The organism is Pelotomaculum schinkii (assembly GCF_004369205.1).
Taxonomy (GTDB): domain Bacteria; phylum Bacillota; class Desulfotomaculia; order Desulfotomaculales; family Pelotomaculaceae; genus Pelotomaculum_C; species Pelotomaculum_C schinkii.
Map to the genome: position 1 here is coordinate 190,348 of NZ_QFGA01000001.1, position 14,762 is coordinate 205,109.

The following is a 14,762-nucleotide window of genomic DNA, read 5'->3' on the forward strand; positions in this document are numbered from 1 at the left end:
GGAAACCGCCGGTATGGCGACAGCCGGCAGCTTGTCTGGGAAAACCTGCTGGACCTAAGCCACAATATTTACCCGGTCTGCTGTCACTTATCAAATATATAGCTTAACAATACTATACCCTGCAGAAGGACGCGCCAACCATCGCATGAGGTGATTTTTTTTGGGCAATAATAAATCTACTGTTACCGGTAGATATATCTTTTTTGTGGGCGTCGGCTCGTTTTTTTTAGCTGTTGTTTTTACATTTCTATCTGAAACAATCACATCAAGGTTGAACAGCATAATATTATCCACAGTATTCCTGATCGTGATAATAATTATTAACGCGCTTGCAGATCTTTTAGGAACGTCCGTTACAGCTGCTTCACACACACCTTTTAACGCCAAAAGTTCAAAAAAGGTAAAAGGCGCGCCACAGGGCTTACGGCTTATCCGTAATGCGGACAAGGTAGCAAATATTGCCAATGATGTTGTGGGGGATATCACCACTACTATTAGCGGCGCTCTGGGAATATCCATAGTTATTCAAATTATGAATCTTGGGCCCGGGTTCAGCCAGTTTTGGCTGAACGTGCTGATTACCGCTCTTATTGCATCGATAATTGTCTCAACCAAAGCTATTGGTAAAAAAATAGCGCTGAGCCACCCTGACGATGTAATCTTTGTGGCAGGAAAGCTTCTGGCAGGCATAGAAGATATTACCGGCCGCAGTTCTATGCAAAAGCGTCGCGTCCCGAGAAATAAGAAGGGTGGATAGCTCACCATGAGCAGCTTCTTAAAGCAGTTAAATTCAGTGCGGGACATTCGCACTATGACTTACAGCCAACTTCAGGAGCTTGCCGGGGAAATCAGAAGGGAAATAATATCGGTAGTTTCCCGTAACGGTGGTCACCTGGCGCCCAATCTGGGTGTGGTGGAACTGACGCTGGCCATCCACAAGGTTTTCAACTCCCCGGTTGACCGTATTGTTTGGGATGTGGGGCACCAGAGCTATGTACATAAAATGATCACCGGCAGGAGAGACGATTTCAGGACTCTAAGGCAATTTGGAGGCATCAGCGGCTTTCCCAAGCCCGCTGAAAGCGCCCATGACGCGTTTGGCGCAGGGCACAGCAGCACTTCTATCTCGGCCGCCCTTGGTTTGGCCGCGGCCAGGGATTTGAAGGGCGAAAGCAATGCGGTGGTAGCGGTTATCGGGGACGGAGCGATGACCGGAGGGATGGCCTTTGAGGCCTTAAACCATGCCGGACATCTCAAAAAGAACATGGTCGTTATTCTGAATGACAACGAAATGTCCATTGATCATAATGTCGGCGCGATGTCCGGCTACCTGGCCAGGCTCCGGACCGACCCGATGTATACCAGGGGCAAGGAAGACCTGGAACAACTTTTACGCAAAATACCTATCGGGTCGGCTCTCCTGCGCCTTGGCGAACGTTTGAAAGACAGCTTAAAATACCTTGTGGTTCCAGGTATGCTCTTTGAAGAACTGGGTTTCATTTATCTGGGGCCGGTTGATGGACATGACATCAAAGCTATGACCACCATACTCCAGCAAGCCAAATCCAAAAAGGGCCCGGTCCTGGTCCATGTGCTCACCAAAAAAGGCAAGGGCTACCGGCCTGCGGAAAAGAATCCCGATAAATTTCACGGAGTCGGGGCATTTTATGTGGCCACCGGGGAAGTGCTTGAGAAAAGCGATACCCCCACCTACACTGAAATATTTGGCGCCACCCTGATGAAGCTGGCGCACCAGGATGAAAAGATACTGGCTATTACCGCGGCTATGCCTAGCGGTACCGGGCTTACCAAGTTTTCCCGGGCTTTTCCAGGACGTTTTTTTGATGTCGGCATAGCGGAGCAACATGCTGTAACTCTGGCCGCCGGCTTAGCCGCAGGGGGTTATCACCCGGTAGTGGCGATATATTCAACTTTCCTGCAGCGGGCCTATGATCAGGTACTACACGATGTCTGCCTGCAAAACCTGCCGGTGACCTTTGCTATTGACCGTGCCGGTATTGTCGGTAATGACGGAGCCAGTCACCAGGGTATTTTTGACTTGTCTTTTCTAAGGCCGATACCGAACATGGTGATTATGGCCCCCAAAGACGAGAACGAGCTCCAGCATATGCTGGCAACAGCCGTGTATCATCAAGGGCCTTTGGCTTTACGTTACCCGAGGGGCAGCGGAACCGGCTGCCTGATGGATAAAGAACAAAAAATACTCCCAATCGGGAAAGCCGAGGTAATCAGGGAGGGTACGGACGCTACCCTGCTGGCTATAGGAAGTATGGTCCACGTAGCCGAGGAAGCCGCTAAAATTTTAGCGGCCAGAGGTGTTAAGGCGGCTGTAATCAACGCCAGGTTTGTAAAACCACTGGATGAAAAGTGCATACTTTACTATGCTGAAATGAGCGGAAAGCTGTTTACCCTGGAGGAAAATGTCCTCCAGGGAGGTTTCGGCAGCGCTGTATTAGAACTGCTCTCAGCACGGGGGCGGGGAGGCCTTCTGACTCATCAGTTTGGTATTCCGGATACTTTTGTTGAACACGGATCACCGGAGCTGCTTCTGGCCAGGTATGGACTTACCGTTGAGCAGGTGGTTAGGGTGGTCGGGGAAAAGCTGGCCAAAAAAAATTATTCCGGAAAACTGAGGCTTGCGCCCAATTAACCCCAGGAAGGGTACCAATTTTGCAAAAAAATAAGCAGCGTCTGGATGTCAGGTTAACTGCAGAAGGATATTGTCCCAGCAGGGAAAAGGCCCGGGCGGCGATTATGGCCGGCCTGGTTTTTGTTGATGGTTTAAGAGTTGATAAACCGGGGGTAACGGTATCCCTGGACGCTGTTCTTGAAGTAAAGGGCAGCCCGATACCTTACGTGAGCCGGGGTGGGCTAAAACTTGAGAAGGCGGTCAAAGTATTTGAAATAGACCTTAGCGGGCGGGTGGTGCTTGATGTAGGGGCTTCCACCGGGGGCTTTACGGACTGCGCTTTAAAGTACGGGGCCAGTCAGGTATATGCGGTTGATGTGGGCTACGGCCAGTTAGACTGGAAGCTTCGCAACGATCCCCGGGTGGTGGTTCTGGAGCGGACCAATATTCGTTATTTAAATAAAGAACTGCTGCCGGTAACCCCTGATTTCATAACCATTGACGTTTCATTTATCTCATTGACCAAGGTCCTGCCCAAAATAGGTGAATTGACCACTCCCGCGGCTGCCGGCGTGGCGCTGGTGAAGCCGCAGTTCGAAGCCGGCAGGGATAAAATCGGCAAAAAAGGAGTGGTCCGGGATCCGGAGGTACAGTTGGCGGTGCTCCAAAGTATAACCAGCTTTATTGAAGATCAGGGCTGGTCGGTCAAGGGAGTGGATTATTCACCGGTAACCGGTCCTGAAGGCAACATAGAATTTTTGGTATACTTCGACAAGAGCGGCCTGCAAGAAAACCACGCCAACCTGCCTGATATAGTGAAACGGGCTCATGCGGAACTAACATAATAATTCATAAAAATTGCTGAAGTAGGAGGGGGGGGAGTCCAGTACTTGAACAGCTTCGGGCTGGTGGTTAATTTAAATAAAAAGGGAGTCCGCAAACTGGTAAGGCAAATTACCGGCTGGCTTACCGGCAGGGGATGTACCGTTCTAATTGAAGAGGATATCGCGGCCCAATTAGAGTTGCCTGGCTTTGGCGTACCCAAGAACCGGCTGTACGAGCTGGCTGAATGCATGATCGTTTTCGGCGGGGACGGGACCCTGCTGGGTACTGCGAGGAAGGTTGCCGGAACAGGAACACCCATTATAGGCCTAAACATGGGCCATATGGGTTTTTTAACAGAGATAGATTTACCGGAGGCACTACCGGCTCTGGAAAAGCTGCTGGATGGCGAATATGATATCGAAGAACGGATGATGCTGCAGGCCAATGTGTACCGGCAGGACAAGCTGGTGGAACAATTGGTAGGCTTAAACGACGCTGTGATTGCCAAAGGCGCCTTTGCCAGGCTCATTCAACTGGAAGCCCATGTCAATAATGAGTACATCAATACCTATCCCACAGATGGGTTGATTATTGCAAGCCCCACCGGCTCAACAGCCTATTCCTTATCGGCGGGAGGTCCATTGGTTACCCCCAATTTGGAACTGATGCTGCTGACACCGATATGTCCCCATGCTCTCTGGGCCAGGCCACTGATAATAGCGCCGGAAAGCATTGTCAAAATCATCATCCTTTCCAGCCAGGAGGAGGTTATGTTGACCATGGACGGGCAGCATGGTTTCAACTTGTACCAGTACGACCAGGTTTTAGTAAGCCGTTCCCCGCAAAAAGCCAGACTGGTCAGGTTGAGGGGAAGGGGATTTTTTGAGGTCTTAAGAAAGAAATTTCATCAAGAGGGTGACCGCAACGGTGCTTAAAGGACTTGGCAGCGCTGTCCATCTCGCTCATCTTCTAATATCCGAAGCAGTGGGTCCTGGCGCCACTGCGATAGATGCGACTGCCGGAAACGGTTATGACACACTTTTTCTGGCCCGCCAGGTCGGGCCTCAGGGGAAAGTGTACGCTATAGATATCCAGGCAGAAGCTCTGCAAAAGGCGGCATTGTTGCTGCAAAGGGCCGGGGTTCTCGACCGGGTAATCCTCTTACACAGCAGTCATGAGGAGATGGAGCGACTGGCGCCTGCCCCGGTCGATGCGGTATTATTCAACTTGGGCTATTTGCCCGGCGGTGACCACAACCTTGTTACAACCTGTGAAACAACCGCGAGAGCGCTGAGAGCGGCCTTGAAAATGCTGAAACCGGAGGGGAGAATAGGGCTGGTTATATACACCGGCCACCCGGGAGGACGAGAGGAATTAGCTGCGGTGGAGGAGGTCGTCTCCTCTCTTGACGGCAGCCTGTACCGTGTGGTGCGCTCAAACTTTATCAACCGTTCCGACCAGGCTCCGGTGGTAATTGCAATCGAGAAGGCAGGTGTTGGCGATGAAAACCAGCCGGCAGCGCAAAATCCTTGAGATTATCTCGAAGCAAGCAGTAGAAACACAGGAAGACCTCGCTTCAGCTCTCAAAAAGTCAGGATTCAAGGTAACGCAGGCTACTATCTCGCGGGATATTAAGGAACTGGGATTGATCAAAATACCGGCTGAAAACAACGCCTCTTATTACTCCCTGGGAATTGAGAGGCCGGTTTCCCGTATTGAAGGCCATTTGAAGCGACTTTTCCGTGATTCAGTGGTAAGTATGGATTCAAGTGAAAACCTGATTATTATCAAAACTCACCCCGGTGGGGCGCAGGCCGTAGCATCCGCCATAGACCAGGCCGGTTGGCAGGAAATTATCGGTACGGTCGGGGGAGACGATACTATTCTCGTAATAGTCAAGCCGAAGCGGGCTACCGCGGATGTTCTGAACAGGTTTGAGGAACTCAACCTCAAAAAGGGGTGAGCGAATGCTTTTGAACATCTCCATAAAAAATTTCGGTTTAATGGAACAAGTTAAAATAGATTTCCAGGAGGGCTTAAATATCCTTACCGGTGAAACCGGAACAGGGAAGACGATCATTATTGACGCTTTGGAGATAGCTCTCGGCGGCAGGGCACATACCGAACAAATTCGCAGCGGGGCGGAAAAAGCTCTGGTAGAAGCCGCCTTTGACCCGGCCAGGAACAAGTTCCTGGAGCAACTACTTGGTAATCAGGGAATTGACCTGAGCGAGGAGGATTGCCTGGTGCTATCCAGGGAAATCACCCGTTCCGGGAAAAATATCTGCCGGGTTAACGGTCAGGCGGTACCACTGGCTTTTTATAAGATAATCGGGAAGAGCATGGCGGACCTGCATGTCCAGCATGAACAAAATTCGCTTCTGAACCAGGAAAAACACCGTGAGCTTTTGGACCATTTTGGGGGAACCAAGCTCCTGGAACTGCTCGGCCAGGTTAAGTCGGCCTATCAAAGCTGGAGTGAAGCCCGCTCCCGCCTGGAAAAGCTTCAACGGGACGCGGGGGATAGGACCAGGCGTGCCGATACCTTGCGCTACCAGATTGAAGAGATCCGGCATGCAAAGCTTACCCCCGGAGAGGAAGAGGAATTAGTCAGAGAAAAAAAAGTACTTGTGAACTCAGAAAAAATCAGTTTGCTGGCTGGAGAAGCTTATAGACATCTTTATGATGGAAACGAAGGTCAGGCCTCTGCCATGGATCTCCTGGCCCGGGCGGCCGAAAATTTGAAATCCCTGGTTTTCTATGACAGCAGGGCGAAAAATATATTAGTCGCATTAGAAAGCTCTCTTTATCAGGCGGAGGACGCGGCCCGTGATCTTGCTGCCTACCGTGACACGGTAGAGTACAGTCCACAGAGGCTGGAAGCAGTCGAGGAAAGACTTAACCAGATTAAAATACTAAAGAAAAAATACGGAGACGGCATACCCGCGATTCTGCAGTTTCTGGATAGTGCCGGCTCCGAACTGCAAAACCTGCTAAACCTTGATGAAGAATTGACATCTTCCGGCAGAGAATTAAGCGCTGCCGCGGCAGCCTATTACCGGGCGGCAAAGGAGCTCAGCAGCGCCCGCAAGTCCGCGGCCCGGCTGCTGGAGGAAAGGGTGGCCGTTGAACTGGACTCACTGGAGATGGGGAGAGTGGTATTATCATTAGAATTTACTCCCATCGAAGAGCCTTCCCCCGCAGGTCTGGAGCAGATTGAATTTTTGATCTCCCCAAACCGGGGCGAGCCTCTAAAGCCTCTGACTAAAATTGCATCGGGCGGTGAATTGTCCAGGATCATGCTGGCGCTTAAGACCTTGCTGGCACAGGCCGATGACAAGCCTGTGCTGGTGTTTGACGAGGTCGACGCCGGTATTGGCGGCCGTGCGCTGCAGGCAGTGGCAGAGAAGTTATCCCAGTTGGGTCAGCAGCGCCAGGTTATTTGTGTTACTCACTCGGCGCAGGTAGCCGCCCATGCCAGGGCGCACCACAGGATCCTCAAAGAGTTTGACGGTGAGCGTACGGTAACCAGGGTTGAACTGCTTGACCGGGAGCAGCAAGTGGAAGAGCTGGCAAGGATGCTGGGCGGTAAAAATGTTACTGATATCACGCGCCTGCACGCGAGCCAGATGCTTAAAAATTCCGTTAAAATTTGAAATTATTTTAAATTATACCGCACATTTTAAAATATGTGCGGTTTTTTCTATTTTTTTTACAGGTAACAAAACAATAAATTACATATCGAAATAAACTGAAATAGACTCTGTATTTGGGATTTTGAAACATTTTTAGGTTGAATATTAGATATTTGTTGAGGTTATTATAAATTTGCAATTTGTTTTTGAAAACAAAGATATACGTATCGGGTTGTCTAAATAATGTTATCAATATTTGGAGGTGGATGGCAATAATATTGGAGGGGTGATGTTTGAAGGGGAAAACATGCGGTTATATTTGTGGCATTTTAATATTTTTATCAATTATGCTAACTTATCAGGTTCAAGGCACGTTGCTTCCTCCTGAAAAGCATTTAGTATCAGTTGGCCAGCCGCTGAATTTTAAATTTCCCGCTCCATTAGAAAAAGGTTTAAAAATGGAGATAGTCAATAGCGAAAGCAACGCCCTTCAAGAAAGTGTTATCGAAGGAGATTTTATATCCGGGTCAAACCCGGTGGCATTGAATCCCGGTCGGTTAAAACTCAGGCTCAGCTTGTACGGTGTGGTTCCCGTACGTGATATGCTGGTAAGTGTGGCGCCGGAAATAAGAGTTGTTCCAGGCGGACAATCAATCGGGGTTTTAATCCATGCGAGGGGAATTATTGTAGCCGGCACATACGATGTGGTTACTCAGGATAACCAAAGAATCAATCCTGCCTCGCAGGCAGGCATTCAAAAAGGAGATGTAATCCTAAAAATTGACGGGTTAGAGGTGGGCAGCGACAGTCAGTTTAGAGATATCGTGGCCAGGACCGGAGCGGCAGGCAAATCCATGGCGGTAGAGGTAAAACGGGGGAAGGAAACCTTCAGCACTACTTTAAACCCGGTTTTATGCAAGGAAACTTCTGATTACCGGGTAGGTCTTATGATCAGGGATAGCGCAGCCGGAGTAGGCACCATAACATTTTATGAACCAGGCAGCAAGTCTTATGGCGCTCTTGGCCACATCATTACCGATGTAAACACCAAGCATCCGGTTGACCTGCAGGACGGGAAAATCGTCGGCGCCAGCGTCCAGGGTATTGCCAAAGGCAAACGCGGCCAGCCGGGAGAAAAAATCGGCATACTTCAGGGTGACAAGTTATTGTCCGGTACCATCAACAGAAACACCAGGCTGGGTATATTCGGCAATCTTCAGAAACCGCTCGAAAACCCTGTTTTTACAGAACCAATACCAGTCGCCATGACCAGTCAAATTCATGAAGGGCCGGCAGAAATACTAACTGTCCTAAGCGGCGATAAGGTGGAAAAATTTTCTGTGGAAATTTTAAAAATTAATCCACAGGTCAGGCAGGATGGCAAGGCGCTTGTATTAAAAATAACTGATGAAAGGCTGCTTGATCAGACCGGCGGCATTATCCAGGGTATGAGCGGCAGTCCAATTATTCAGGAGGAGAGGTTGGTTGGCGCGGTTACCCACGTTTTTGTGAATGACCCAACCAGAGGTTATGGGGTGTCGGCTGAATGGATGTTGGAGGAATCCGGATTGCTGGATGATTCAGGACAAGTTATAAAAGAACCTGCCGCATAAATATAAATAATTTTTTGCTTTTCTATTAACCCTGGGAAAGGCTGTTTTTCCAGGGTTAATTCCTTTTTAAATAGGTTTTCCCGATGACTTTAATGAAATATACAAAAATTTTCCTTTTTATCTGGAAGGACATTCTTTGTGGTCGTCGAATCATTTGGGTAAACATACTAAAATATAAAAATAGAAATATTTAGGAGGCGGGAGCGTTTATGCCAAAGAAAGCAATCAGGCTTTTAATCGCAGATGATAACAGAGATTTCTGCGAGCTGCTAAAGGAATTCATAACGGAGCAGGAAGATTTCAATCTAACCGGTATTGCTTATAATGGCCTGGAAGCCATTCAAATGATCCAGGAAAACAATCCTGATGTCGTCGTGCTGGATATCATTATGCCGCACCTGGACGGGATCGGGGTCCTGGAAAAATTGGTTACCGGCAATACGGGCAGCAGGCCAAAAATTATCATGCTGACTGCCTTTGGACAGGAGAGTGTAACCCAAAGGGCGGTTGAACTGGGCGCCGACTACTACATTTTAAAACCATTTGACTTTAATGTACTGGCCACCCGCATCCGGCAGCTGGCGGACGGGGTAAATGTATCGCAGTATATTGCTCCGGTTAAACCCAAAAATTTGGACATAGCTGTAACCAATATTATCCATGAAATGGGTGTTCCGGCTCATATTAAAGGTTACCACTATCTGCGGGATGCTATTTTAATGGTTATCAGTGAGATCAACCTGCTCGGGGCGGTTACCAAGGAGTTGTATCCCATGATAGCCCAGAAGTATCAGACAACACCCAGCAGGGTTGAACGCGCCATACGGCACGCCATTGAACTGGCCTGGGACCGCGGCAATGTGGATATGATGACCAAATTTTTCGGCTATACCATCAACCTTGAACGCGGCAAGCCCACCAATAGTGAATTTATCGCCATGGTTGCGGATAAGTTAAGAATTGAAACCAAGGTTAGTTAAACAAATTTGTAGATAGTAATATAGAATTTTGCTCAACAAACACCACTTTTTTTATTGGGTTATCACCAATAATCAGGGGGTGTTGTTTTTTTGATATACTATTTGAATAGATAGAGCAAAGAAAAAGCAGGGGGCGCTGCATCAAATTAGTTAAGTGATATCAAAAAGCTAAGGGAAAGGGATGAAACATATTGATTCCAAACCAATTTAGAATTCAACTCCAAAACAGATTTGGCAACTGGTTTCCCGTTGTGCCCGAGGCCGATAAAAATATTCTAGAAAGTATTTTAACTTATTGCAATATACAACGCTTACGTATTATCTCGTGGCTGTTAATATTAATCAATTTGACCCTTATCTTTATCCAATTAGCATATATCGGCAAAATCGATCAACCCCGCATTCTTGAAATAGCTCCGTATATCATGACCCTAAGGATGGTTCTTCTAGTAAGCTCTGTAGCTTTTTTATTCGTAACCAGGCTTCCGTTTCCAGATGCTATTAAACGATTCCATCATTTTTACGAGAGCGGGTATATAATACTTAACCTGATTACTTATGCAATCTTATATAGCCTGATCCATTCTGTTGGGCCTGGTATAGCCTCTTCTTACCTAATGGCAGTCCTCGTTTCAGCCACGTTTCTTTATTTAAAATGGTCTAAAAGCATACTGATTTATGGCTTTTCCTGGATAGTATTCAGCGTTATGGTCTGGCGCTTTCAACCTGACTGGATTTTAGCTTTTTCCGCCATTATTAATGGTAGTGTTGTAACTATTCTTGCTTTAGTAATGTCACAGATTATATATGTCAATCGGGTTAAGGAATTTTTAAACCTACAAACAATCGAATTGCAGAAAGAGGAATTAGCCGCATCTAATGACTTGCTAGAAAAACTTTCTTATCTGGATGCTCTGACTAACATCCCCAATAGACGATTTCTTGATGAATTTTTACATAGAGAATGGAGACTGGCCGTCCGTGAGCATGGGTTACAGCTAAGCTTGATTATGGTAGATATTGACCAGTTTAAACAGTTGAATGACACCTTTGGTCACCAAAATGGAGACGATATCCTGGTCAATATAGCCACGACTTTAAGCAGGACTGTTAAGCGCCCCGGTGATTTATTTGCCCGGTACGGAGGAGAGGAATTTGCAGCTATTCTGCCAAAGACAGACTTAATTGGGGCCCGCAGGATTGCAGAACAAATGCTTCAAGCAGTAGAAAGGTTGGATATTAATCACCCTTTCTCTTCGAATGGCCGCTTAACCATTAGTATCGGTTTGGCCTGCATAAAACCCAACGACAAGGAATTGCCGGAAACCCTTATTGAGGCTGCCGATAAGGCTCTTTATCAGGCTAAGAAGGCTGGAGGTAACCGGGTGTGTTGTGGCTAATTCCAAAAATATTTAAGCATTTAAATATGTGACGGCTTTGGTTATCACCCGTCGTGGTCTGCGCCAGGTTAAACCGGTCCTTTCTTAAATATGCTGGTTACTTCCACTCCATACCTCCAGCACCTCTCTTATTAGTGCCCATCTGCGGACGCTGTCAAGCCACTTCGATACCGGTTTTGCTTCTACTGTCACCGTCACTGGCTGTAGATAACGACCGGTTCTTTACAAATAAAATGTGACACAGCATCAGGATTAAAACGCTATAACCCAGTTGGCGGATCGATGTGTGTTGTCAATATGGTTTACGGTTGGTCTCTTTTGTCGCTTTCAAAGTTACTATAATATACCAAAATGACGGCTGATCTTTTTCTAAACTACCTGCACCGTGTTTTTTAACGGGCAGGAAATTTGAGGCAAAAGGCAGAAGTATACAACTTAGTTATCATTATCCACTGGCACAAGGAAGTGCAAGAATATCGGTATAGCCCACCCAGAGGGTAATGAAAGCATCATAGAATATCACACTGACAATTAACTGCAACACCGAAGTGCCAAGTAATGGCTTAAGTTGTTGGATGAGAAGGTCGCAATAAAAACAATATCTTTTGTTATGCACTGCGTTATACTTTTCAAATTAATTCATGTTCTAATTTAGAGGTTTTGTTAGATATAATACAATTAATACTCTATAATGATCAACTTTTTAGTTAGAAAAATAGCTAAAATTCTATAATAAACCTGGAATTTTATATATGTGATTAATCGGAAGAAGGTTTCGAAGTGGAATACATAAACTCAAAATTGAGAATATTTATTATTACAGCAATTATTTTATTTATATTTCTCTCAACACCTTATGCCGTAAATTATCTGATTCTTCCTGGTAAATATGATCCCAAAGCAGAGTATTTTAATGGAGAATGGTTTAATAAGATTAAACCAATTAGTGCCGACCAATACAAAGTATTAATTAGGTGGGCTCACTATTATGGGAACCACGGCTGTGAGCCTGAATGGAGTAATTGCCCGTATAATGGCGTTGATGGGCAGTGGAAGTTAATGTTTGATTACATTAGAGAAGACAAGCCACTTCCGGCAGATCTTATTAAAAGTAAAACTTGACTGTGTCACATTTTAACATAAAAAACAATTCTATAGATAGTTAAACATCATTACAAGTGGATATGAATTAACTGTAGACTGCAATTGATGTTCATATATAATACTTAAGGAGCAAAAGATGTGAAAGAAATAAAGTTATATAATGTAATTTTCCCCATTTGGTTTTTGATGTTTCTTCCACCAGTAATATTTGTAACTCTTGCTGGTAACTTTATTATTGATTCACTAGTAATATTAGTATGCTTTTATGTGTTCAAGTTAGCTGATAGTCAAATTAATCTGAAAACATTTTACATGAAAAGTATATTTAAAGTTTGGATATTTGGTTTTTTAGCAGATATAATAGGTGCTGCAATATTGTTTGCGACAGGAATTCTAGGTGACTATTTTGGGTTATCGCATACATTGATTTCAGCAATAAGTTATGATCCATTCAATCATACAGGGGCAGTTATTATAACAATATTTGCCATGCTGGTATCATCATTCTTTATATTTTTATTTAACTATAGAATTACTTTGCGAAATCTGATATTGGAAAGAAAACTAAGATTAAAAGTGGCACTTACCATTGCAATAGTCACAATCCCATGGACATACTTGTTGCCAACTAAGTGGATTTATCAATAATTGGCAATTCAGGCGAATAGTACACAAGTGTCTATTGAAAAAGTTAGAAAATAATGAAAAAAACGAAAAAAGAGTTGCCATATTGTAAATATATTCTAACGGTATTGTTAACTTCAATAGTTCAGGGATATTGGAGCATGAATTATAATTACAACTTCACATTTTTCATATTGGGCTCATTAGGTGCTAAGACGCTTTATTTATATAACAGGACGGGAAAGATAATGAGAAGCAAAATATTGTTTGCCTGTTCAATCATAATAATGGGACTGGCAATTGTTCTGAATTTTAATGAAATGCTCATGGGGTTGCCTGCCAGTTTGCTCAATGTTATTGTAACCATTTGTTACTTGTTTTTTTGGATTGCATTTTTAGCTTTGGCACGAAAGAATAAAGGTCTACTAATCTATTCCTCGGCGATTAGTGGAATAACTTTGATAATAGCTCTACTTACTCTGGTAATCAATGTTTATGATTGGACTATTCCCATTGCAATTCCTTTGGTGGCGATCTTTTTGACGCCCTTTTATGGGATAAGATCGGTTTTTGATAAAGGATTTATCTTGTCATCTGTCATAATGGCATTCATTTGTGCAATATGGTTAATTTCAAGCATAGTATTGCAAAAACGAACAAAATGAGTATAATCCGCAGTACCATCTTGCGGTTTCGTTTGCTCAGCCGTTGGCGTAACAGCTGGTGGTTTGCCTTGATTTTCGCTTCCTGCGTCATCAATTCCGGCTGACAATAGAAATGATCAGGCAACGCTTTGAGTATATTTTCCATGCGTGTCATCTCCCTTTAGCCACACATCATACCATAATCCTGCGTGGATAGCTATTAATATATTTCGCATACTTGAAAATTTCCTTAAACTGAAATATAATAGGCGTAGCAAACACTTATCCGAGGTGTGAGATGGATTACATCAGTGTTAAAGAAGCCGCCGACAAATGGGGTCTTACCAGCCGGATGGTCAACTACTATTGCGCCAACGGACGGATTAAGGGCGCGGTGAAAATAAGCAGCGTATGGGTTATTCCAAAGGATGCGCCGCAGCCTCCGGACAGGCGCAGAAAAAATAATAATGAGCAGAAATAATTTGGATTTCGAAGGAAAGGAGGGTCAATTCATGAAAGATCAGGTTGAGGATGCACAAAGGAGCTTAGCTAAATCATTCCAGTCGCTTTTTGAGGAACAAGAACTGCTTGCCAAAGTGATTGAGTGCTTCCCCTATCCGATTCAGATTTACGCTCCGGACGGAACATCGGTGCTGGTGAATAAGGCTATGCTGGCTGAATATCATGCTATCAGCCCGGACATGGTTGTCGGGAAATACAATGTATTAAAAGATCCTGCCGTTATCGCAACGGGCCAGCTCCATGTGTTAAAGCGGGCTTTTCAGGGAGAGACCGTCTTTTTCCCGGATGTTAGAGTGCCTTTGGAAGAAATTGCGGAACGATACGGCATACAGGACTTCGATGTGGAGGCCGTATATCAGGACATTACGGTTTTCCCTATTCTGGATGACCTGAAACGGGTGATATATGTTGCGGCATTTTTGATCAACAGGAGGGTTTATCGCGGCAAGGATGAAATTGAAAAGGCGAAAGAATACATAGAAAACCACTGGCTGGAAAGGTTTGACTTGGGCGAAACGGCAAAGGCGGCGTGCCTCAGCAAAGCCCATTTCACAAAGCTGTTTAAGAAGCATACCGGCGTAACCCCCCATGAGTATTATACCAATTATAAAATCAGTAAATTGAAGGAGAAACTGCTGGATGCCAACCTTTCCATCGCCCAGGCTTTTGCCACCTGCAATATGGATTATAACGGCCATTCCGCCAGATTATTTAAAGATAAAACCGGCCTTTCTCCTTCCGCTTATCGTACAATGTCAGGTTAAA

Annotated in this window: 15 protein-coding genes; 14 read left to right on the plus strand and 1 reads right to left on the minus strand. The window is 45.4% G+C overall.

Features of this window, described 5'->3' with window-relative positions; translation table 11 throughout:
- The first annotated feature begins 160 nt into the window (after positions 1–160).
- The 12 genes from Psch_RS01010 (at position 161) to Psch_RS01065 (ending at position 12,855) form a co-directional block, all read left to right on the plus strand.
- Complete coding sequence (locus tag Psch_RS01010; RefSeq protein ID WP_190238844.1) at positions 161–757, plus strand: hypothetical protein; 597 nt, start codon at positions 161–163, stop codon at positions 755–757.
- A gap of 6 nt (positions 758–763) precedes the next feature.
- Complete coding sequence (gene dxs, locus Psch_RS01015) at positions 764–2,671, plus strand: 1-deoxy-D-xylulose-5-phosphate synthase (RefSeq protein ID WP_190238845.1); 1,908 nt, start codon at positions 764–766, stop codon at positions 2,669–2,671.
- Positions 2,672–2,691: 20 nt separating this feature from the next.
- A complete protein-coding gene (locus Psch_RS01020) occupies positions 2,692–3,495 on the plus strand; it encodes a TlyA family RNA methyltransferase (protein ID WP_190238846.1) in 804 nt (267 codons plus the stop codon).
- Positions 3,496–3,540: 45 nt separating this feature from the next.
- Complete coding sequence (locus Psch_RS01025; RefSeq protein WP_190238847.1) at positions 3,541–4,410, plus strand: NAD(+)/NADH kinase; 870 nt, start codon at positions 3,541–3,543, stop codon at positions 4,408–4,410.
- The gene (gene mnmM / locus Psch_RS01030) at positions 4,403–5,008 is read left to right on the plus strand and encodes a tRNA 5-(aminomethyl)-2-thiouridylate-methyltransferase MnmM (protein WP_134216879.1); all 606 of its coding nucleotides are present in this window, start codon (positions 4,403–4,405) and stop codon (positions 5,006–5,008) included. Before Psch_RS01025 ends, mnmM begins: the two co-directional genes overlap by 8 nt.
- Entirely contained in the window at positions 4,977–5,438 is a 462-nt protein-coding gene (gene argR / locus Psch_RS01035; RefSeq protein ID WP_190238848.1) for an arginine repressor, read from the plus strand. Before mnmM ends, argR begins: the two co-directional genes overlap by 32 nt.
- A gap of 4 nt (positions 5,439–5,442) precedes the next feature.
- Positions 5,443–7,131 (plus strand): DNA repair protein RecN, encoded by a 1,689-nt coding sequence (gene recN / locus Psch_RS01040; RefSeq protein WP_190238849.1) that lies wholly within the window; start codon positions 5,443–5,445, stop codon positions 7,129–7,131.
- 272 nt (positions 7,132–7,403) lie between these two features.
- Positions 7,404–8,723, plus strand: coding sequence for a SpoIVB peptidase (gene spoIVB / locus Psch_RS01045; protein ID WP_282432411.1), 1,320 nt, complete (start codon positions 7,404–7,406; stop codon positions 8,721–8,723).
- Between the two features lie 209 nt (positions 8,724–8,932).
- Entirely contained in the window at positions 8,933–9,703 is a 771-nt protein-coding gene (spo0A, locus tag Psch_RS01050) for a sporulation transcription factor Spo0A (RefSeq protein ID WP_190238850.1), read from the plus strand.
- 191 nt (positions 9,704–9,894) lie between these two features.
- Positions 9,895–11,103 (plus strand): GGDEF domain-containing protein, encoded by a 1,209-nt coding sequence (locus Psch_RS01055; protein WP_190238851.1) that lies wholly within the window; start codon positions 9,895–9,897, stop codon positions 11,101–11,103.
- A 780-nt stretch (positions 11,104–11,883) separates the two neighbouring features.
- A complete protein-coding gene (locus Psch_RS01060; RefSeq protein WP_190238852.1) occupies positions 11,884–12,225 on the plus strand; it encodes a hypothetical protein in 342 nt (113 codons plus the stop codon).
- Positions 12,226–12,345: 120 nt separating this feature from the next.
- Positions 12,346–12,855: a hypothetical protein gene (locus Psch_RS01065; RefSeq protein WP_190238853.1), complete on the plus strand. Its 510-nt coding sequence runs from the start codon at positions 12,346–12,348 to the stop codon at positions 12,853–12,855.
- A 526-nt stretch (positions 12,856–13,381) separates the two neighbouring features.
- Here the strand turns inward: Psch_RS01065 and Psch_RS01070 are convergent.
- Entirely contained in the window at positions 13,382–13,603 is a 222-nt protein-coding gene (locus Psch_RS01070) for a hypothetical protein (protein ID WP_190238854.1), read from the minus strand.
- 170 nt (positions 13,604–13,773) lie between these two features.
- Here Psch_RS01070 and Psch_RS01075 point away from each other — a divergent pair, with 170 nt between their 5' ends.
- Positions 13,774–13,956: a MerR family transcriptional regulator gene (locus Psch_RS01075; protein ID WP_190238855.1), complete on the plus strand. Its 183-nt coding sequence runs from the start codon at positions 13,774–13,776 to the stop codon at positions 13,954–13,956.
- A 31-nt stretch (positions 13,957–13,987) separates the two neighbouring features.
- The gene (locus Psch_RS01080; RefSeq protein ID WP_190238856.1) at positions 13,988–14,761 is read left to right on the plus strand and encodes a helix-turn-helix transcriptional regulator; all 774 of its coding nucleotides are present in this window, start codon (positions 13,988–13,990) and stop codon (positions 14,759–14,761) included.
- Position 14,762 lies beyond the last annotated feature (1 nt).

Bases quoted from the DNA above. Each gene is read 5' to 3' on its own strand.
- dxs (WP_190238845.1), top strand. From the start codon at position 764: ATGAGCAGCTTCTTAAAGCAGTTAAATTCAGTGCGGGACATTCGCACT.
- argR (WP_190238848.1), top strand. From the start codon at position 4,977: ATGAAAACCAGCCGGCAGCGCAAAATCCTTGAGATTATCTCGAAGCAA.
- recN (WP_190238849.1), top strand. From the start codon at position 5,443: ATGCTTTTGAACATCTCCATAAAAAATTTCGGTTTAATGGAACAAGTT.
- spo0A (WP_190238850.1), top strand. From the start codon at position 8,933: ATGCCAAAGAAAGCAATCAGGCTTTTAATCGCAGATGATAACAGAGAT.
- Psch_RS01075 (WP_190238855.1), top strand. From the start codon at position 13,774: ATGGATTACATCAGTGTTAAAGAAGCCGCCGACAAATGGGGTCTTACC.
- Psch_RS01080 (WP_190238856.1), top strand. From the start codon at position 13,988: ATGAAAGATCAGGTTGAGGATGCACAAAGGAGCTTAGCTAAATCATTC.